We start from the raw sequence: 16,661 nt of genomic DNA, 5'->3' as shown, positions 1-16,661 counted from the left end.
AGCGCCTCACGAAGTACTTGGATGGCACGCGAGAGGCTGCAAAACGTTGGCCAAGACGTGCCTTTATCGATCCGTTCTGTGGACCAGGAAGGATTCAGGTTGAAGGCGAGAATTTCACTCGGGACGGCGGTGCGGTGCTCGCATGGCGACAGTCACTTCTCCGTGGCGCACCGTTCTCCCATGTTCTTGTAGGAGACAAGGTTGACGACAGGGTGCATGCTTGCAGCGCGAGGCTGCAGGCGCTGGGCGCACCTGTAACCGGGTTTGTTGGACCAGCGACGGTCACTGTGCCGCAGATGATTACCGCACTCCCAAGCAGCACACTGTGTACGGTCTATCTCGATCCATACAACCTTGAGTTTCTCTCCTTCGACATCATTCGACGTTTAGCCGTGCTGCCTACGGTCGACTTTGCCGTTCATTTCAGCGTCATGGATCTTGTTCGTAATGTCGAGTTTGCATTCGAAGACAACCCGAGATTTGATGAGGCAGCTCCAGGTTGGCGCCAAGCTGTAGACGTCCGACAGCTCTCAAAAGAAGCGGCGCGCCGAGAATTCTTTGAGTACTGGCTAAAACTGGTAGCCGGGCTGGGCTTCCAATTCAGCAAAGCGATGCCTCTAGTCAAAAATGATTCGAAGCATCCAATCTATCGACTCGTCTTCTTTTCTCGTCACGACTTGCCGAACAGAATTTGGGGCGATGTCGCGAAACCAGCAGGGCAAGGTGAGTTCAACTTCGACTAAGCGTGAGCCACCCGGATCGGGAACTCGTCCCAGCGACGTCCAGATAACTCCCGCCCGTTGACCTTCTTGCTTCGACGCACGCCATCTGGGCCGTAGGCGCCCCACTGCTTGAAGAAGAACGCCACGCCTTGGGCCACTGCCTGGGTGCGGACGTTGTCGGCCCAGGCCGACTTCATCGGGCGGGCACTCGCCCCACTCTCCCCACCAACGATCACCCAGTGGATGCCACGCAGGTCCAGCTTGCCTACGTCCTCCAGCAGAGGCTCGACCGAGAGGAACCGTACAGCTGCAGATTTCACCTTCTGCAGCTCAGCGATACGCGGCACACCGTACTTCCGGTCTTCCACCGACACACCGAGCCACACGTTGGGCGGCACCTGTCGCCGCTCGAAGAACTTGGGCAATCGCTCGGCTCGCTTGGTGAGCACCTGGTAGGTGTGCTGGGGCGTACGCCGGCACACATCAAGCACTTGGTCGATGAAGGCATCGGTGACCTCCTCATGGAAGAGGTCACTCATCGAGTTCACGAAGTATGTGGTCGCGGCCTTGCGCTTCAACGGCTGGTTCAGCCGCTCGGGATGCATGGTGAGCTTGAAGCCGTTCTCATAGCCGGCAGCTCCCATGGCAACCAGCCGACGCGACATCGTCTCGGCGTAGCAGTGCTTGCAGCCGGGTGAGACCTTGGTGCATCCCGTCACCGGGTTCCACGTGTGTTCAGTCCATTCGATCGACGATTCAGCCATTGCATTCCCCCTGCCGAGTGTAGGCCGTGCAGACGTCTGCACTGAATTTCCCTGCAACCAGCAGGCGTGTACAGAGTTGAAGCAACAGACACACCGGCCTTGTGAAGCCACATCAAGTTTACACATGGTGTTGACATCAATCTACACGTGATGTTTAATTTCCTCATCAGTTCATCCAAACACAGGAGAAACAGATGGGGACAACCCTCCGTAGCTACCGCTGCCACTACCACCCCAAGGACCAGCAAGGCGTCCCGCAGCCCTGCGAATCGGGCGCCCTGCCCTCCATCCGCGTCCAGGCGCGCAACGGCAATGAAGCCGAGCTGATCGCTGCCGCCACCGTGCACGGTGTGGTGGCCAGCGTGGAGCGGGTTGAAGGCGACGAGGTGGCAGCATGAGGGCCCTGGGCAACTGGTGCCTGGCCTGCGCGGCCTGCGCCCTGCTCCTCGCCGCCCAGCTGCTCGACGAGCCCGACCTCTCCCAGGCCCTGGCCGACGAGGCCGCCCACGCCGCCCAGCTCGAATCGCTGGACCGCCAGATCCAGCGCACCGCCGAAGCCGTCTGCCTGGCCGAGGCAGGGCCCGGCGCCCAGGTGCTGTGGACGCACCAGGGCGATCTGGTGTGCCGGCCGCAGAGCCACACCGTGGCACAGGGTGGCCAGCCATGAGCGCCTCGGCCCGCCACCACAGCTGCCTGCAGCTCGGCATCTGCCAGGACCGCCCCACCTGCGCCGAGTGCACACGTGTGCACAGCAGCGAAGGGCACCAGAGCGCGCTGCGCATCGAGCGGCTGATCAACAGCCGGGCCCAGCACACCGTCATGCAGCCGCTGACGTTGCAGCCTGCTGCTGAGCCTGCCCCCAAAGCGCCCGAACTGGCCACCGCGCTGCTGCTGTACGCGCTGATCCTGTTCGGCTCCCTCGGCTGCGCGCACCTGGTGGTGCGTCACCTGGGCTGATGCCATGGACGCCCCCGTGGTCGAAGAGGTTCAGGAGCACCTGCAGCGCGCCTGGCGTCTGCTGCGTTGCCCCCAGTGGCCGGCCAGCCTGGCCGAGACCATGACCGACCCGCTGCGTGCGCGGCAGGTTCGCCTCTATGCCCAGCAGCTGGCGCGCAATGCCAGCGCCGGCCGCAGCTCGACCACCGTGCCGGTGGCCGTCACCCGTTTCCCGACCCGGCGCACCGCGCCACCCCCTGGTCTGGTCGACCACAAGCGAGCCGCCGCCGGCGATCGCGACGACTGACCGCCCTTCCCTCCCCAACCGAAAGGACACCATGAGTTCCACCCATGGGGCGGCGCCACCGCCCACCACCCTCCACATCACGCTGGTGCACTCGGCGCAGGGCCTGCTGGCCTACACCACCATGGCTCAACCGCAGCGCGGTGCGCCCTGCTCCGCCGTCGAGTCGGCCGCGCTCGGCATGCTCAACCTGGCCCGGGGCAGCGGCCTGCAGGTGGTGTACGGCTACAACCCGGCCTTCGAGCTGCTCAAGGATCTCAGCGACCCCGAGGGCCTGGGCTGGCAGTCCACCCCCGAGATCCGTCAGCGCGCCGTGGCCGTGCGGGGTGGTCAGGAATGAGCGCCCTGCTGTTGCTGGCCAGCACCTTCGGCCTGGTGTTCGCGCTGGGCCTGCAGAGCCAGCTGGTGAACAACGGGCACTACCTGGGCGCCTTCCTCAACAGCGCGGCCATCGGTGCCTGCAACCTGGTGCTGTTCAAGCTGGCGCCCGATGCCAGCGGGCTGGAAATCGCGGGCTACATGGCCGGCGGCCCGTTCGGCATCGTGGCGGCCATGTGGGTTTACCGCTCGGGCTGGGCCCGGCGCGCCGGGAGGGCCAGCACATGAAGGCCTACAACCCCCGCGCCGACTCGCTGCCCGCGCGCGTGCTGGCCTACTTCGCCAGCAACCCGGACGAGGAGCTGACCCGCGCCGACATCTCCCGCAAGTTCGACTGCAACGTGTCCAGTGTGCAGGCCTCGCTCAAGACCGCGGTCGAAGCCGGCGCGCTCATCTGGACCCAGAGCGATGACCTTGAATGGGTGTATCGCGCTGGCCCCAACGCCTTGGCCAATCCCTTCCGCGCGCTGGCCCCTGCAGCCCTGGCCGGGGCCCCTGCCGCTCCGGTGGCCACCGTCATCGCCACGCTGCCGGTCGATGAAAACGTGCCGGTGAACAAGCCCAAGCCCAGCCAGGCCGAGCACTGGGCGCCGCTGTTCGAGAAGCTGGCCAAGCCCGGCCAGTCCATCGCCGTGCCCACCGAGTGGCGCCGCGCGCTCAGCCGTGAAGCCACCCGCCGCAACCGCCTGGTGAAAGGCCAGGCCACCCCCGCCCCGACCTTCAAGGTCGGCCCCGACCACGACCGCCCGGCAGCGCGCATCTGGCGCCTGACGTAACCCACAGAGGCCCCCATGAACATGCTGATCAACATCTCGCCGAAACTGATCGCGCCGAGCCTGACCAACCCGCGCAAGACCTTCGACGCCACCAAGCTGGCCGAGCTGGCCGAGAGCATCCGCACCAGCGGCCTGCACTCGCCGGTGCTGCTGCGCCCCCTGCCGCCATCCCGGCTGGAAGACACCTTCCGCAATCGGGGCGACGACAACCCCCTGCCCACCTACGAGCTGGTCACCGGCGAGCGGCGCCTGCGCGCCAGCCTGCAGGCCGGCATGGCCGAGATCCCCGCGCTGGTCCGCGAGCTGACCGATCCCGAGGTGATCGAGATCCAGGTCATCGAGAATCTGCAGCGAGACGACCTCACCGCCCTGGAAGAGGCCGAAGGGTACGAGCATCTGATGAAGGCCAACAGCCTCAGCGCCGACGAGGTGGCCGAGCGCATCGGCAAGAGCCGCAGCTACGTGTACAGCCGCCTCAAGCTGCTGGACCTCTGCACCGAAGCCCGTGACGCAGTGCGGGCCGGCCAGCTCGACGCCAGCAAGGCCCTGCTGCTGGCCCGGGTGCCCACCCACAAGCTGCAGCTGCGCGGCCTGAAGGAGTTCGTGCACCAGGACCACCAGGGCGACACCATGAGCGCCCGCGCTGCCGCCAGCTGGCTGCGCAACAACCTCATGCTGCGGCTGGAGACGGCCGTGTTCGACATCAAGGACGCCAAGCTGCTGCCCGAAGCCGGCGCCTGCGCCCAGTGCCCCAAGCGCACCGGCGCCAACCCCGAACTGTTCTCCGACGTGGACAGTGCGGACGTGTGCACAGACACCACCTGCTTCCACACCAAGGCCGAGGCCCACACCCGGCAGATCATCGAGAAGGCCAAGAAGCGCGGCCAGACGGTGATTGACGGTGAAGAGGCCAAAGCGATCAAGCCCTATCCGGCCAACTACCTCAAGGGTTACTCGCGCCTGGACGAGACCATCACCAGCGACGCCGAGAACCCGACCACCCTGCGGCAGCAGCTCAAGGCCGACGAGATCAAGAAGCACACCGTGCTGCTGATCGACCCGCACAGCAAGGCCCCCATCGAGCTCGTGCCGGATGCCGTGGCACAGCCGGTGTACCAGCGCATGCGTGAGAAGAGCGCGAAGCAGGTCTCCCCTGAACAGCGGGCGAAGGAACAGGAGCGCGAACTGCAGCGGAAGAAGGACGAGCTGGAGCTGAAGTACCACGAGGCCTGGCGGACAGCCGCCGTGGATGCCATCGGGCCGCGACTCGAAGCCGGAGAGGTAACCCGGTTCGAGACCGGCATGCTCAAGGCGCTGCTCTTCCACTGGCTCACGGAGGAGCCGAACACCGACAAGCTGCAGACCATGCTGCAGGTTCAGGACGTCGAGTGGTACGAGAGCGACCAGGCTCTGAAGGCCATCCGGGAATGGGATGGCTCGGTCGGCGTGGCGCTGCTGCAGCTGTGCCTGGATGCCGAGCGGTCGCCTGCGTACAAGTGGAACAACGGCGCGCGCGTGTACAGCCTGGATGCGCCCATGATCGAAGCCTGCGCCGAGCGCCTGGCCATCGACCTGGAAGCCATCCGCGCTGAGGTGCGCGACCAGATGCGCGAGGCCTTCGCCGAGGTCGAACAATCGCCCACCCCGATCCCCTCTGCTGCGCCGGCTAAAAAACCCGGGAAGGGCAAGCCCGAGAAGGCCAAAGCCGGTGGCAAGGCCAAAGCTGCACCGGCCGCGAAGATGACGGCCCAGGAAGCAGAGCAAGGCATCGCTGCCGCGATGCAGGGCGTGGATGGCGCGGCCGACGACGGCCGCGCAGACACCGACACCAGCGAAACGGCCGAGGCCAGGCCAGTCTGGCCGTTTCCGAAGCTGAGCCACGAGGGAGCTGCAGCAGCATGACCCGCCGCAAAGCACATCCGCCGTCGACCTACTCCATGATCGACGTGCTGCTGGCCAGCCAGACCGAGCCCATGCCGGCAGCCAAACGCGTGCTCCAGCTTACGCGTATGTGGCAGGGCCTGGCCTCGATCGAGCGCGGCCAGGCGCCGACCATCGACGACTGGCGGATCTGCTCGGACGCGGTGAACCTCATGGAAACGCTGATCTGCGAGATGAAGGTCTGCCAGGACAGCAGCGGCCTGCTCGACGACGCAACAGCCGCCCTGGCCAGCGCCTGCCGGCGCCACCGCGACAGCAAGACCATCCGCCTGGACGCCAGCGGCATCCAGGCCGTCCGAGCCGTGCTGGAGGACTACGCGGAGCTGCTGGAGCAGCTGCCGGCCCGCACCGTCATCCAGGCCCACCGGCTTACCGAGCAACGCATTCGAGAGATCCTGGCTGGCCGGAAGCGGCCGAAGGATGTGGAGGTGATGGACCTATGACGATCAGCAAAAGCCAGCGGGTGTCATTCGACGATGAATCGATCGTCGATCATGTCCTTGACCCACTCGATCGCGCAACGCATGCGGCTCTCTTCTGTATCCCCGAGATCTTGCCGCCAGACGATGGACGGCGTCCACAAATGCTCATTGAACTCATCCCTGATAACAGCAGAGAAGCCGTACGGATCGACGCTCACCTCAAAGCGGTAGAAGGTTTTGTCAGCTTCGCGGACATGGGTGGCTGGATAGGTTTTCAAGGTGAACTCCCTGCTAAGTTGGTGAAGTCCAATCTTGGCGAGAGTTTTGATGTTTGTCAGGGGACAGACCTGTGGATAAGCGGGACGCGTTCGGGTGGAGTTGGAGAACATCATCTCAGCGAATCGGATCTGCTGGCGAAGACCGGCGTGCTTGATCCGAGCTGCTGCGGAACGCTGGCCAGCAGCCGTTTCTTCGATGCGACGATGGGTCGCCTACTTGCCCAGTTTTTTCACAACCGCCTTCCGGGACGGACCGGCAGCCTGGATGGCCTGTTTGACCGCTTCCTTGGTCTGCTGGGTCTTCTTCGCCAGATACGAAACCTCGTGCGGCTGCTGGCTCACAAGCTTCGAGTCCGCCTTCTTTTTCTTGGGGTCGTCACCTTTGGTCGCCATTGGTACCTCCTCTGAAAGCCGCAGTATGTCGCAGACCCTCACCGGAATTCAACGCTCGGCCCGCCTTTCGAAGTGCGGTTCGTACCGCTTCACGCTGACCCGGACATGGGACGACAGGGCGAAACTGCTGGTGTGCATGTTCAACCCCAGCACGGCCGACCACACCGTGGACGATCCGACCATCACCCTGCTCTGCCAGATCGCCAGCCACAACGGGTACGGCGGCATCGTGGTGGTCAACGGCATTCCCCTGCGCAGCCCGACGCCGGCAGAGGCTGTCGACATGGTCAACACCTGGGACACGCGCCAGGCGTGGGATGAGCGCGACGCACTGCAGGCCAACCTGGGCGAGATCCAGAAGCAGGTCGAGCAGGCCGGTGCGGTGCTGCTCGCCTGGGGCGCGCTGGCCGACCGGTGCGACCTCTGGTTCGACAACGTGCTGGAAGAGATCGAAGCCGCGCTGCCCGAGGGTGCGCCCCTCTTTTGCCTGGGCAAGACCGCCGGCGGCTACCCGAAGCACCCGCTGGCCCGGGGCAAGCACAAGGTGCGCAAGGACGTCCCACTGATTCCCTGGAGCACCGCATGAGCATCCTGACCCAGATGGTTCTGATCGAGAAATTCGGGTTGCGCGTCGACCTGGAGCGCCTGGCGGAGATCCTCGACACCACGCCGCCCAACCTGCGGCGCAAGATCAGCGAGGGCACCTTCGGCATCCCCACCTACGTCGACGGCACCAAGCGCTGGGCCGACGTCAGGGACGTGGCGGAGTACCTGGATCGCCGTCGCGAGGAGGCCCGCCGGGCCCATGGTGCAAGTCTTCAGGCTTCAGATTGGCATACCGCTTGAGGTTGTTCCAGCTCTTGTGGCCACTGACCAGGGCCACGCGGGGAATGTCGAACCCCTGCTCGAAGAGCTTCGAGATGCCGTCGTGCCGTAGGTCGTGGAAATGCAGGTCCGGCACGCTCAGCGCGTCGCAGGCCTGCTTGAAGTACTTGCTGAGGGTCTGCTCGTGCACCGGGAAGATCAGGTCGCCACGGGGCTCTGGCTGGGCCTGCAGCAGCTCCCAGGCGCCGTTGAGCAGCGGCACCCACTGATCGTTGCCCAGCTTCTGCCGCGGGTCCTTGCGGTCCCTGACCAGCAGCAAGCGCTTCTTCGGGTCCACGTCGGCCCACATCACCCGAACGATCTCCCCTCGCCGCATGGCGGTGGCCACCGCAAAGCGCACCGCGTCGGCGTAGATCCGGCCCCGGTTGTCCTCCAGCCATTTCAGGATGGCCACCAGCTCGTCTTCGGTGGGCCGGCGCTCGCGCATGCCGCCACCGCCGATCAGGCCCATGTGCTTGAGCAGCGGCCGGGCCTCGCCCACCACGTCGCGCAGCTGCAGCTTGAGGTGCGCGGCCGTCAGGCGCATCACCGTGCCGAGCTTGCCGATGTCCATGTTGATCGTGTACGGGCCCGCACCGCCCTCGCTGCGGGCCTCGCAGTAGCCCACCAGGTCGGCCACCTGCAGCCTGGCCGCATCGAGCGAGCCCAGACCCTTGTCCAGGGCCTTGAGCATGTAGTGCTCGTTGGAGTCGTCAGCGATCGGCCGGGACTTGGCCCGCAGCCGCCTGTAGGCGGCCAGCAGGTCGGACACCAGCACCCGCTTGCCCATCACCAGCTCGGCCTTGGGCGCTTCGCCACGATCGATGTCGGCCTCGATCTGGCGGGCCCACGCCTTGGCCTGGGCCTGGGTCGGGAACGTCTGACAGAATGTCGGATGTCCCTTGCGTCGGACCAGTGCGCGCCAGCTGCCCTTGACTTGGATAATCGATGCCATCGAAGTGATACCGTATCACTCTGGTATCACTCAAGGAATGATGCGGCGATACAGCAGAGAACAGCCGCACTATATAGCCGCAGAATCCGACCGGTAGAATTTCCCTCCCGCCGCCATAGTTCAATGGATAGAACGAGCGCCTCCTAAGCGCTAGATACAGGTTCGATTCCTGTTGGTGGTGCCAGCCTCAGGTCTGAGTCATGGCCTGGGCACGCTCCGCGCCGAAGTACAGCGTGAGTTCCTGGCGCAGCGCCTCCATCAGCAGTTCCCAGGCGGTCTCCGGCGGGTGCTGGGCCGTGAGGCCCACGAAGCGTTCGATGCCGTCCAGCCCGCCCATGGTGTGGAAGGCCCGCAGGATGTCGTCGAGCTGCTGGGCGCGCTCGTTCGAACGTCCGGAGTCGGGGTCGGCCTGGGATTCGAGCTGCTGTATCCAGACCGAGAGCACCGGCATGCCGTCCATGCGCTTGAGCACGTTGGAGCTCACCGGGTACCAGCGCTGACGCAGGAGCTGGCGCGCCCGGGCCAGGTGACCCATGGCCTGCATGCCCTGGCATTGGCGGGCCTCTGCCGCCGCCAGCTCGCCCGCCACGAACGACAGGCTGAGCGCTTCCTTGACCGGTTCGGCGGCGTCGGCAGCGGGCTGCACCTCGATCACCAGCGAGAGCAGGCCGGTCTGGCGCTCCTGGTGCAGCTGCAGCAGCAGGGATCGGATGTCGGCATTCATCGTGTTTCTCCTGGCGAGGCCACAGCCTCAACCGTCGACCACCTGGCGAGCCACCTGGAGACCGAAGTAGTGGCTCAGGTGAACCCGGAAGGCTTCTATCAGCTCGTCCCAGGCGTGGGCGGGCGGATGCTCGAACAGCAGTTCCATGAAGGCATCGGCACCCTGGGGTCCGCCCATGGTCTGGATGAAGGTCTGGATGGCAAACAGCCGCTCCAGCCGGACCTGCTCCAGGCTGGTCGGCGCATCCTCCGGCGGCCCGGGCACCACGTAGCGGCTCTCGAAGCTCAGGAACTGCTGCAGGCTGGGCAGCTCCTGGGTGTCGAGGTCGCCAGGGGCTGCCAGATCGAACCACTGCCAGCGACGCAGCAGGCGGGCATGCTTCAGCAGCATGAGCGCCTCGGCGCCGCGCCGCATGCGGCCGCTGGCATGAACCAGCTCGCCCTCGTGCAGCCATACGGTGACGATGTGCGCGGCCGAGCCGGAGGCATTGAGCACCAGCAGCAGCATGCCGGATCGGCGGGCGTGCGCCAGCTCCAGCAACAGGCTGTAGAGCGGCTCGATCACTGAGGCGCCTTGACCTTGAGCAGCGACTTCAGGGAGCGGGCGAACTGCCGCAGACCGTTGGCGATGTACAGGAAGCCGATCAGGATGATGACGCGGTGAACCAGCTCGTTGGCCTCGGTGCCGACGTCGAACACCTCGAACAGCACGGTCTCGATCAGGTGGGCAAAACCCAGCACCACGGCACCGACGGACACCTGCCGCAAGGTCGATCCGACCGCGCCCCGCATCTGCATCTGGCGGGCGGTGGCGGCCATCCAGAAACCCGCGGCAATGAGCACGAGATCCAGCGCATAGCTGGCGAAGTGGAGGTAGTCGTTGAAGTCGTTCAGATGGTGGTTCATGGGGGATCCTTGGATGGAACCGCCATCAGAAGAACACTTAAGGACTACATCATTGATCGGCGGCAGCCAGATGGTAGTTTTTTAGGATTGTTTTTGGGTATTCGCCCATGGCCACTGGCAAGACCCCACCGGCCGGCCATCGGGCCGGCGGCTTTCAGCGCGCGCGCAGGGTGCGGCTGAGCAGGATCACCGGGATCAGGCCGACCAGCACCAGGGTGAGCGCCGGCAGCGCGGCCTCGCCGAGTCGCTCGTCGCGGGCGAGCTGGTAGGTGACCACCGCCAGCGTGTCGCTGTTGAAGGGGCGCAGCACCAGGGTGGCGGGCAGCTCCTTCATCACGTCCACGAACACCAGCAGCAGCGCGGCCAGGGTAGCCCGGCGCAGCAGGGGGGCATGCACCCGCACCGCCAGGGCCAGCCCGGTGGTGCCCAGCATGCGGGCCGAGTCGTCCAGGCTGGCGGGGATGCGGGCATAGCCGCTCTGCACCGACTGCAGGGCCACCGCCGTGAAGCGCACCAGGTAGGCCCAGACGATGCCCAGCGCCGTGGCCGTGATCCAGTACCCCACCGAGGTCTGCGGCCAGACGGACTGCAGCCAGCCCACCGGCAGCAGCAGCCCCACCACGATCACGGCCCCCGGCACCGCATAGCCCAGGCTGGCCAGCTGCACCGTGCCGCGGGTCAGGGCACCCGGGCGGGTACGCGCCGCCAGCGCCAGCAGCAGGGCCAGCACCGTGGCCAGTGCGGCCGACAGGCCGGCCAGCCACACGCTGTTGAGGGACCATTGCACGAACATGTGCCAGGGCAGCTCGTCCCAGCCCCCCACCAGCGGTCGCAGCATGAACAGCACCGGCAGCACGAAACCGGCCAGGATGGGCAGCAGGCAGACCAGCACCGCCAGCACCGACGCCGCACCGCGCAGGCGCACCGGCTGGGCCTCCTGGCTGCCGGCGCGCTGCCCGCGCAGCGAGGCAAAACGCATGCGGCGCTGGGCGCGGTGTTCCAGCCACAGCAGCACCGCCACGGTGAACAGCAGCAGCGTGGCCAGCTGGGCGGCGGCCAGCCGGTTGTCCATGGCCAGCCAGGCCTTGTAGATGCCGGCGGTGAAGGTCTGGATGCCGAAGTAGCTGGCCACACCGAAATCGGCCAGGGTCTCCATCAGTGCGAGCGCCACGCCGGCCGCCACAGCCGGCCGTGCCAGCGGCAGGGCCACCTCGCGGATGCGCCGCCCCAGCGGTGCGCCCAGCAGCCGCGCCGCTTCCATCAGCTGCGCCGCCCGCTCGGCCAGCGCGGTGCGGGCCAGCAGGTACACGTAGGGATAGAGGGAGAAGGTGAACACCCAGACCGCCCCGGCGGTGTTGCGCACCTCGGGAAACACGCGGCCGCTCAGGCCGAAGGTCTCGCGCAGCCACACCTGCAGCGGACCGGAGAACTGCAGGAAGTCGGTGTAGGCATAGGCCACCACGTAGGCCGGCATGGCCAGGGGCAGCAGCAGCGCCCATTCGAAGACGCGCCGCCCCGGGAAGTCGAACAGGGTCACCGCGCTGGCGGTGAGCATGCCCACCACCGCCACGCCCAGCGCCACCGCCACGCACAGCAGCAGCGATGTGGCGGTGTACTCCGGCAGCACGGTGCCGGCCATCTGGCGCAGCACGTCCAGCGCCTGGGCGTCAAAGCTGAGCCAGGCCCCCGAGAGCGACAGCACCGGCAGCACCAGCAGCAGGGCGAGCACGATGAGGGGCGGCACGAACAACCAGCGCGGCATGGGCTTTGATCTCGGTCAACACAAATGAGAATTGTAGTTATCTACAATCGTCCTCATGTTCCTCGACGTCTCCCAGCTCCAGGTCCGCTACGGCCAGCAGCCCGCTGCGGCGGTGGACGGCGTGAGCCTGGGCCTGCGGGCCGGCGAGATCGGTGTGCTCATCGGCCCTTCGGGCTGCGGCAAGACCACCCTGCTGCGCGCCGTGGCCGGCCTGGAACGCGCCAGCGGCGGACGCATCGTGCTAGGGGGCGAGACGGTGAGCGAGCCCTCACGCCATGTGCCGGCCGAACAGCGCCGCATCGGCATGGTGTTCCAGGACTACGCCCTCTTCCCGCACCTGGACGTGGGCCGCAACGTGGCCTTCGGCATCGACCGGCTGCCCCGGCGCGAGCGTGAAGCCCGGGTGATCGAGGTGCTCAAGCTGGTGGGGCTGGACGGCATGCAGTCGCGTTACCCGCACGAACTCTCGGGCGGCCAGCAGCAGCGCGTGGCTCTGGCCCGGGCACTGGCGCCCAACCCGCGCCTGCTGCTGCTGGACGAGCCCTTCTCCAACCTGGACGTGGACCTGCGTGAGCGCCTGGCCCACGAAGTGCGCGGCATCCTCAAGGCCGCCAACGCCACCGCGCTGTTCGTCACCCACGACCAGCTGGAGGCCTTTGCCATCGGTGACCGCATCGGCGTGATGCACGAAGGCCACCTGCACCAGTGGGACGACGCCTATGCGCTCTACCACCGGCCGGCCACCCGCTTCGTGGCCGAGTTCATCGGCCACGGGGTGTTTGCACCGGCGCAGATCCGGCTGGATGGCCAGGAGGTGTCGGTGCAGACGCCGCTGGGCCGTCTGCAGGACGTTGAGGAATGCCCGCTGCCCACCGCCTACGAGGCCGGCCTGTGCGACGTGCTGCTGCGGGCCGACGACATCGTGCACGACGACGATGCGCCGGTGAAGGCACAGATCATCCGCAAGGCGTTCCGGGGCTCGGAGTTCCTCTACACGCTGCGGCTGTCATCGGGCGAAGTGCTCATGACCCATGTGCCCTCGCACCACAACCATGCCCTGGGCGAGTGGATCGGCATCCGCGCCGAGGTGGAGCACGTGGTGACCTTCGAGCGGGGCGGTGGCGCAGCCAGCCCGCCGGCCTCCGGCGTGGCGCGCCAGCCGGTCACACCGGACTGACGCCACACACCTTGATACGGCTCAGTGCTTGTGGCCGCCCTGGCCACCGTGCGAGCCCTGTGCGCCATGCGCACCATGCGCTCCGTGGCCAGCGGGCATGTTCATGGCACGGGCCTCGGCCTTGACTTCGAGGTTCTGGCGCTGGCCATCGGCCGACTCCAGCGTGAGCCGGATGGGAATGACGTCACCGGCCTTCACCGGCGCCTTCAGGTCCATCAGCATCACGTGCAGGCCACCGGGCTTGAGCTCCACCGCCTGACCGGCCGGCAGCGCCAGGCCGTTGACGGCCCGCATCTTCATGATGTCCTTGTCCATGAACATTTCATGGATCTCCACGATGCCGGCGGCCGGCGAGCTCACATCCACCACCTTGAGGGGGCTGCTGGCGGTGAGCTTCATGTAGGCACCGGTGGACGACTGCTGGGACGTGGTGGAACGGGCCCAGGCGTCCTTGACGTCGATGGTGGCCTTCTGGGCCATGGCGGGCAGGGCAATGGCCAGCAGGCCGGCGAGCAGCAGGTGTTTCATGGGCGGTCTCCGCAAGGGCAGTGGTTAAACGGGGCAGTGTATCGCCGCCCGGGTCGTGCGCGTGACTCGGCCACCGCCCGCTGCGCCCTAGCATGCAGCACCCCAACAGGAGACTCCCATGATCCAGCTCTGCGGCTTTGCCGCCAGCAACTACTACAACAAGGTCAAGCTGGCCTTGCTCGAAAAGAACGTGCCGTTCGAAGAGAAACTGGCCTGGGTCGGCCAGACCGATCCGGCCGCCAGCCCGCTGGGCAAGGTGCCCTACATCGTGACGCCGCAAGGCCCCATCTCGGAATCGACCGTCATCCTCGAGTACATCGAGCAGGCGCATCCGCAGCACCCGCTGCTGCCGGCCGACCCCTTTGCGGCCGCCAAGGTGCGCGAACTGGTGCGCTACCTGGAACTGCACCTGGAGCTGGTGGCCCGCAACCTCTACCCCGAGGCCTTCTTCGGCGGCAAGGTGAGCGATGCCGCCAAGGAAAAGACCCGGGCGCAGCTGGAGAAGAACATCGCCGCCTTTGCCACGCTGGCCCGCTTCTCGCCTTTTGTGGCCGGTGACAGGTTCACGCTGGCCGACTGCGCCGCCGCTGTGCACCTGCCGCTGGTGGGCAGCGCGACCAAGATCATTTACGGCCAGGACCTGCTGGCCACACTCCGGGTGCGGGAGTACCTGCAGCAGCTCAACGAGCGGCCCACCGTGGCCCGGGTGAACGCCGACCGCAAGGCCAATACCGCGCTCATGCTGCAGCGGGCCAAGGGCGGCTGACGGCCCCTCAGAAGGGGTCGGTGCGGCGCAGCCGGTCGACCTCATCCCGGGCCTGCTGGGCCCAGGTGCGGCGGTCGCGACCCAGGCTCTCCTGCGGCTCGCCGTAATGCACCACGGCCTGCAGGCCATCGGCGCTCAGCACGCTCCAGATGGAGGCCACCAGGGTGGTGTCGCCCACGAACACCGGGGCCGGGTGCGGCCGGCCGGTGGCGGCATCGATGAAGGCCAGCCCCACCGGCAGCACCGGTGCGGGTGCCGACACGGCGGCCTGGAACAGGTTGGCATGGAAGGGCAGCAGTTCCGACCCGTCGCCGGTGGTGCCTTCGGGAAACACCGAGATCAGGTCGCCGGCCTGCAGGCGTTCGGCCACGTGGTGCACCACGCGCATGGCGTCGCGGCGTTTCTCGCGCTCGATGTAGAGGGTGCCGGCGCCGGTGATGAGCGAGCCCAGCAACGGCCAGTGGCGGGCGTCGGCCTTGGACACGAAGCGGCTGGGCCGCGCCGCGTTCATGACGATGATGTCCAGCCAGCTGGTGTGGTTGGCCACCTGCAGGAGCGGTCCGGCGGACGGCACCTCGCCGCGCACCGAGAGTTCCACGCCCAGGATGCGCAGCAACCCCAGCGACCAGTCGCGCACATGGCCGTCGGCCTCGGCCGCGCCGATGCGGTGGAAGCGGGTGCGGATGATCCACAACCCGCGCACCACATGCCACAAGGCACGCAGGGCCCGCGAGAGGGCTCGCAGCGTCTTCACGCGCCAGCCGCCCAGGCCACCTGACCGGCCACCAGCGTGGTCCTGACCTGCGCCGGCAGCTCGTGGCCTTCGAACGGGGTGTGCTTGCCCTGGCTGCGCAGGCGGGCGGGATCGACCCGCACCAGCGCCTTCGGATCGAAGACACAGAGGTCGGCCACGCCGCCCACCACCAGACGGCCCACGCTGGCCTGCAGCGTGCCCAGCTGGGCGCCCAGCACCTGTTGCGGCCCTTGGGTGAGCACCGACAGGGCCTTCATCAGGTCATGACCGTCCTGCTCGGCCCAGCGGCAGGCCAGGCCCAGCAGGAGCTCGACTGCCGTGGCGCCGGGTTCGGCTTCGGCAAACGGCAGCACCTTGGCATCGGCATCGACCGGGTTGTGGTCGGACACCAGCGCATCGATGGTGCCGTCGGCCAGGCCGGCGCGCAGCGCATCGCGGTCGCGCTGCTGGCGCACGGGCGGCTGCAGGCGCAGGCGGCTGTCGTAGTAGCCGATGTCCACATCGGTCAGGTGCAGGTTGTGCACGCTCACGTCGCAGGTCACGGCCAGGCCGTCGGCCTTGGCCTGGCGCACCAGCGCCAGACCGGCCGCGCTGCTGATGCGGCACAGGTGCACCCGCGCGCCCTGCCCGCCGCTGCGGATGCCGCGCATGAGTTCGAACAGCGTGTGCAGTGCAATCGTCTCGGCCGCGGCCGGCACACCCGACAGGCCCAGGCGCGTGGCCAGCGGGCCGCTGGCTGCCACACCCTTGCCCAGCCAGGCATCGTTCGGCCGCAGCCACACGGTGTAGCCGAAGGTGGCGGCGTACTGCAGGGCCCGCTGCAGCACCTGGGTGTTGAGGATGGGCACCTCGGCCTGGCCGAAGCCGATGCAGCCCGACTCGGTGAGCTCGGCCATTTCGGTCAGCACCTCGCCCTGCAGCCCACGGGTGAGCGCGCCCACCGGGAACACACGGGCCAAGTGCAGCTTTTCGGCCCGGAAACGCAGCATGTCGACCAGACCGGGCTCGTCGAGCACCGGGTCGGTGTCGGGCGGGCAGATCAGCGAGGTGACGCCACCGGCCACGGCCGCCGCCATTTCGCTCTCGAGCATGCCGGCGTGTTCCTGGCCAGGCTCGCGCAGCCGCACCGACAGGTCGACCAGGCCCGGGGCCACCACGCAGCCGGCGGCGTCGATGGTGCGGTTGGGATGGAAGTCGGGCGCCACATTGCCGATGGCGATGATGCGGCCGGCGGCCACGGCCACGTCGGCCACTTCGTCGCGGCCGGTGGCCGGGTCCATGACGCGACCGTTCTGGATGAGGATCTTCATGG

General features: G+C 67.1%; 25 protein-coding genes and 1 tRNA gene. 15 read left to right on the top strand and 11 right to left on the bottom strand.

All coding sequences use genetic code 11. From position 1 onward, the window contains the following. Window positions 1-743: three-Cys-motif partner protein TcmP (tcmP, locus tag WD026_RS15135; protein ID WP_425724490.1), on the top strand; the 743-nt coding region annotated here is incomplete at its 5' end. On the opposite strand, the gene WD026_RS15130 is transcribed toward tcmP, so the two are convergent. Beyond that, window positions 740-1,486, bottom strand: coding sequence for a phage Gp37/Gp68 family protein (locus tag WD026_RS15130; protein WP_425724489.1), 747 nt, complete (start codon window positions 1,484-1,486; stop codon window positions 740-742). The two genes, tcmP and WD026_RS15130, sit on opposite strands and share 4 nt — an antisense overlap. Window positions 1,487-1,680: 194 nt before the next feature. On the opposite strand from WD026_RS15130, the gene WD026_RS15125 reads away from it, so the two are divergent. From WD026_RS15125 to WD026_RS15085, 9 genes are read left to right on the top strand one after another with little or no spacing between them, the layout of a single operon-like run. Continuing rightward, a complete protein-coding gene (locus tag WD026_RS15125; protein ID WP_425724488.1) occupies window positions 1,681-1,884 on the top strand; it encodes a hypothetical protein in 204 nt (67 codons plus the stop codon). Then, window positions 1,881-2,153, top strand: a complete 273-nt coding sequence (locus WD026_RS15120; protein ID WP_425724487.1) for a hypothetical protein — start codon at window positions 1,881-1,883, stop codon at window positions 2,151-2,153. Before WD026_RS15125 ends, WD026_RS15120 begins: the two co-directional genes overlap by 4 nt. Further along, window positions 2,150-2,443, top strand: a complete 294-nt coding sequence (locus WD026_RS15115; RefSeq protein ID WP_425724486.1) for a hypothetical protein — start codon at window positions 2,150-2,152, stop codon at window positions 2,441-2,443. The genes WD026_RS15120 and WD026_RS15115 overlap by 4 nt, the downstream gene beginning before the upstream one ends. A 4-nt stretch (window positions 2,444-2,447) precedes the next feature. Further along, entirely contained in the window at window positions 2,448-2,729 is a 282-nt protein-coding gene (locus WD026_RS15110) for a hypothetical protein (protein ID WP_425724485.1), read from the top strand. A 31-nt stretch (window positions 2,730-2,760) separates the two neighbouring features. Further along, complete coding sequence (locus WD026_RS15105; protein WP_425724484.1) at window positions 2,761-3,066, top strand: hypothetical protein; 306 nt, start codon at window positions 2,761-2,763, stop codon at window positions 3,064-3,066. Next, a complete protein-coding gene (locus WD026_RS15100; RefSeq protein ID WP_425724483.1) occupies window positions 3,063-3,332 on the top strand; it encodes a hypothetical protein in 270 nt (89 codons plus the stop codon). Before WD026_RS15105 ends, WD026_RS15100 begins: the two co-directional genes overlap by 4 nt. Further along, entirely contained in the window at window positions 3,329-3,880 is a 552-nt protein-coding gene (locus WD026_RS15095; protein ID WP_425724482.1) for a hypothetical protein, read from the top strand. Before WD026_RS15100 ends, WD026_RS15095 begins: the two co-directional genes overlap by 4 nt. 15 nt (window positions 3,881-3,895) lie before the next feature. Next, window positions 3,896-5,782 carry a ParB/RepB/Spo0J family partition protein gene (locus tag WD026_RS15090; protein WP_425724481.1) on the top strand — a complete coding sequence of 629 codons (1,887 nt, stop codon included), beginning with the start codon at window positions 3,896-3,898 and terminating at the stop codon, window positions 5,780-5,782. Further along, window positions 5,779-6,264 carry a hypothetical protein gene (locus WD026_RS15085; RefSeq protein ID WP_425724480.1) on the top strand — a complete coding sequence of 162 codons (486 nt, stop codon included), beginning with the start codon at window positions 5,779-5,781 and terminating at the stop codon, window positions 6,262-6,264. The genes WD026_RS15090 and WD026_RS15085 overlap by 4 nt, the downstream gene beginning before the upstream one ends. A 23-nt stretch (window positions 6,265-6,287) precedes the next feature. Here WD026_RS15085 and WD026_RS15080 read toward each other — a convergent pair whose 3' ends face one another. Continuing rightward, window positions 6,288-6,635 (bottom strand): hypothetical protein, encoded by a 348-nt coding sequence (locus tag WD026_RS15080; RefSeq protein ID WP_425724479.1) that lies wholly within the window; start codon window positions 6,633-6,635, stop codon window positions 6,288-6,290. Between the two features lie 99 nt (window positions 6,636-6,734). After that, on the bottom strand, window positions 6,735-6,914 hold the full coding sequence (locus WD026_RS15075; protein WP_425724478.1) for a DUF3606 domain-containing protein: 180 nt from the start codon (window positions 6,912-6,914) through the stop codon (window positions 6,735-6,737). 25 nt (window positions 6,915-6,939) lie between these two features. On the opposite strand from WD026_RS15075, the gene WD026_RS15070 reads away from it, so the two are divergent. Continuing rightward, complete coding sequence (locus tag WD026_RS15070; protein WP_425724477.1) at window positions 6,940-7,500, top strand: DUF1643 domain-containing protein; 561 nt, start codon at window positions 6,940-6,942, stop codon at window positions 7,498-7,500. Next, the gene (locus WD026_RS15065) at window positions 7,497-7,760 is read left to right on the top strand and encodes a hypothetical protein (protein WP_425724476.1); all 264 of its coding nucleotides are present in this window, start codon (window positions 7,497-7,499) and stop codon (window positions 7,758-7,760) included. The genes WD026_RS15070 and WD026_RS15065 overlap by 4 nt, the downstream gene beginning before the upstream one ends. On the opposite strand, the gene WD026_RS15060 is transcribed toward WD026_RS15065, so the two are convergent. Then, entirely contained in the window at window positions 7,666-8,733 is a 1,068-nt protein-coding gene (locus WD026_RS15060; RefSeq protein WP_425724475.1) for a site-specific integrase, read from the bottom strand. The two genes, WD026_RS15065 and WD026_RS15060, sit on opposite strands and share 95 nt — an antisense overlap. Before the next feature lie 109 nt (window positions 8,734-8,842). On the opposite strand from WD026_RS15060, the gene WD026_RS15055 reads away from it, so the two are divergent. Then, window positions 8,843-8,917 (top strand) — tRNA-Arg (locus tag WD026_RS15055). 3 nt (window positions 8,918-8,920) lie between these two features. On the opposite strand, the gene WD026_RS15050 is transcribed toward WD026_RS15055, so the two are convergent. The 4 genes from WD026_RS15050 to WD026_RS15035 form a co-directional block, all read right to left on the bottom strand. Beyond that, complete coding sequence (locus WD026_RS15050) at window positions 8,921-9,457, bottom strand: hypothetical protein (protein WP_425724474.1); 537 nt, start codon at window positions 9,455-9,457, stop codon at window positions 8,921-8,923. 27 nt (window positions 9,458-9,484) lie between these two features. Then, complete coding sequence (locus WD026_RS15045; protein ID WP_425724473.1) at window positions 9,485-10,021, bottom strand: hypothetical protein; 537 nt, start codon at window positions 10,019-10,021, stop codon at window positions 9,485-9,487. Next, on the bottom strand, window positions 10,018-10,362 hold the full coding sequence (locus WD026_RS15040) for a hypothetical protein (RefSeq protein WP_425724472.1): 345 nt from the start codon (window positions 10,360-10,362) through the stop codon (window positions 10,018-10,020). Before WD026_RS15040 ends, WD026_RS15045 begins: the two co-directional genes overlap by 4 nt. A gap of 154 nt (window positions 10,363-10,516) precedes the next feature. After that, window positions 10,517-12,124 carry an ABC transporter permease gene (locus WD026_RS15035; protein WP_425724471.1) on the bottom strand — a complete coding sequence of 536 codons (1,608 nt, stop codon included), beginning with the start codon at window positions 12,122-12,124 and terminating at the stop codon, window positions 10,517-10,519. A 55-nt stretch (window positions 12,125-12,179) separates the two neighbouring features. On the opposite strand from WD026_RS15035, the gene WD026_RS15030 reads away from it, so the two are divergent. After that, the gene (locus tag WD026_RS15030) at window positions 12,180-13,301 is read left to right on the top strand and encodes an ABC transporter ATP-binding protein (RefSeq protein WP_425724470.1); all 1,122 of its coding nucleotides are present in this window, start codon (window positions 12,180-12,182) and stop codon (window positions 13,299-13,301) included. A 21-nt stretch (window positions 13,302-13,322) separates the two neighbouring features. Here WD026_RS15030 and WD026_RS15025 read toward each other — a convergent pair whose 3' ends face one another. Then, a complete protein-coding gene (locus WD026_RS15025; RefSeq protein WP_425724469.1) occupies window positions 13,323-13,829 on the bottom strand; it encodes a copper chaperone PCu(A)C in 507 nt (168 codons plus the stop codon). 118 nt (window positions 13,830-13,947) lie between these two features. On the opposite strand from WD026_RS15025, the gene WD026_RS15020 reads away from it, so the two are divergent. After that, window positions 13,948-14,595 carry a glutathione S-transferase gene (locus WD026_RS15020; protein ID WP_425724468.1) on the top strand — a complete coding sequence of 216 codons (648 nt, stop codon included), beginning with the start codon at window positions 13,948-13,950 and terminating at the stop codon, window positions 14,593-14,595. A gap of 7 nt (window positions 14,596-14,602) precedes the next feature. Here WD026_RS15020 and WD026_RS15015 read toward each other — a convergent pair whose 3' ends face one another. Together WD026_RS15015 and WD026_RS15010 are read right to left on the bottom strand one after the other, a co-directional pair. Further along, on the bottom strand, window positions 14,603-15,349 hold the full coding sequence (locus WD026_RS15015; protein ID WP_425724467.1) for a lysophospholipid acyltransferase family protein: 747 nt from the start codon (window positions 15,347-15,349) through the stop codon (window positions 14,603-14,605). Then, window positions 15,346-16,659, bottom strand: a complete 1,314-nt coding sequence (locus WD026_RS15010; protein ID WP_425724466.1) for a dihydroorotase — start codon at window positions 16,657-16,659, stop codon at window positions 15,346-15,348. The genes WD026_RS15015 and WD026_RS15010 overlap by 4 nt, the downstream gene beginning before the upstream one ends. Window positions 16,660-16,661 lie beyond the last annotated feature (2 nt).

It is taken from the genome of Hydrogenophaga sp. R2 (genome assembly GCF_049843595.1).
Lineage (GTDB): Bacteria > Pseudomonadota > Gammaproteobacteria > Burkholderiales > Burkholderiaceae_C > Hydrogenophaga.
The sequence above is the reverse complement of the archived record's forward strand: the minus strand, read 5'-3'. Positions and strand labels throughout refer to the sequence as shown.

Bases quoted from the DNA above. Each gene is read 5' to 3' on its own strand.
- WD026_RS15130 (WP_425724489.1), bottom strand. From the start codon at position 1,486: ATGGCTGAATCGTCGATCGAATGGACTGAACACACGTGGAACCCGGTG.
- WD026_RS15125 (WP_425724488.1), top strand. From the start codon at position 1,681: ATGGGGACAACCCTCCGTAGCTACCGCTGCCACTACCACCCCAAGGAC.
- WD026_RS15120 (WP_425724487.1), top strand. From the start codon at position 1,881: ATGAGGGCCCTGGGCAACTGGTGCCTGGCCTGCGCGGCCTGCGCCCTG.
- WD026_RS15115 (WP_425724486.1), top strand. From the start codon at position 2,150: ATGAGCGCCTCGGCCCGCCACCACAGCTGCCTGCAGCTCGGCATCTGC.
- WD026_RS15110 (WP_425724485.1), top strand. From the start codon at position 2,448: ATGGACGCCCCCGTGGTCGAAGAGGTTCAGGAGCACCTGCAGCGCGCC.
- WD026_RS15105 (WP_425724484.1), top strand. From the start codon at position 2,761: ATGAGTTCCACCCATGGGGCGGCGCCACCGCCCACCACCCTCCACATC.
- WD026_RS15100 (WP_425724483.1), top strand. From the start codon at position 3,063: ATGAGCGCCCTGCTGTTGCTGGCCAGCACCTTCGGCCTGGTGTTCGCG.
- WD026_RS15095 (WP_425724482.1), top strand. From the start codon at position 3,329: ATGAAGGCCTACAACCCCCGCGCCGACTCGCTGCCCGCGCGCGTGCTG.
- WD026_RS15090 (WP_425724481.1), top strand. From the start codon at position 3,896: ATGAACATGCTGATCAACATCTCGCCGAAACTGATCGCGCCGAGCCTG.
- WD026_RS15085 (WP_425724480.1), top strand. From the start codon at position 5,779: ATGACCCGCCGCAAAGCACATCCGCCGTCGACCTACTCCATGATCGAC.
- WD026_RS15080 (WP_425724479.1), bottom strand. From the start codon at position 6,635: ATGATGTTCTCCAACTCCACCCGAACGCGTCCCGCTTATCCACAGGTC.
- WD026_RS15075 (WP_425724478.1), bottom strand. From the start codon at position 6,914: ATGGCGACCAAAGGTGACGACCCCAAGAAAAAGAAGGCGGACTCGAAG.
- WD026_RS15070 (WP_425724477.1), top strand. From the start codon at position 6,940: ATGTCGCAGACCCTCACCGGAATTCAACGCTCGGCCCGCCTTTCGAAG.
- WD026_RS15065 (WP_425724476.1), top strand. From the start codon at position 7,497: ATGAGCATCCTGACCCAGATGGTTCTGATCGAGAAATTCGGGTTGCGC.
- WD026_RS15060 (WP_425724475.1), bottom strand. From the start codon at position 8,733: ATGGCATCGATTATCCAAGTCAAGGGCAGCTGGCGCGCACTGGTCCGA.
- WD026_RS15050 (WP_425724474.1), bottom strand. From the start codon at position 9,457: ATGAATGCCGACATCCGATCCCTGCTGCTGCAGCTGCACCAGGAGCGC.
- WD026_RS15040 (WP_425724472.1), bottom strand. From the start codon at position 10,362: ATGAACCACCATCTGAACGACTTCAACGACTACCTCCACTTCGCCAGC.
- WD026_RS15035 (WP_425724471.1), bottom strand. From the start codon at position 12,124: ATGCCGCGCTGGTTGTTCGTGCCGCCCCTCATCGTGCTCGCCCTGCTG.
- WD026_RS15030 (WP_425724470.1), top strand. From the start codon at position 12,180: ATGTTCCTCGACGTCTCCCAGCTCCAGGTCCGCTACGGCCAGCAGCCC.
- WD026_RS15025 (WP_425724469.1), bottom strand. From the start codon at position 13,829: ATGAAACACCTGCTGCTCGCCGGCCTGCTGGCCATTGCCCTGCCCGCC.
- WD026_RS15020 (WP_425724468.1), top strand. From the start codon at position 13,948: ATGATCCAGCTCTGCGGCTTTGCCGCCAGCAACTACTACAACAAGGTC.
- WD026_RS15010 (WP_425724466.1), bottom strand. From the start codon at position 16,659: ATGAAGATCCTCATCCAGAACGGTCGCGTCATGGACCCGGCCACCGGC.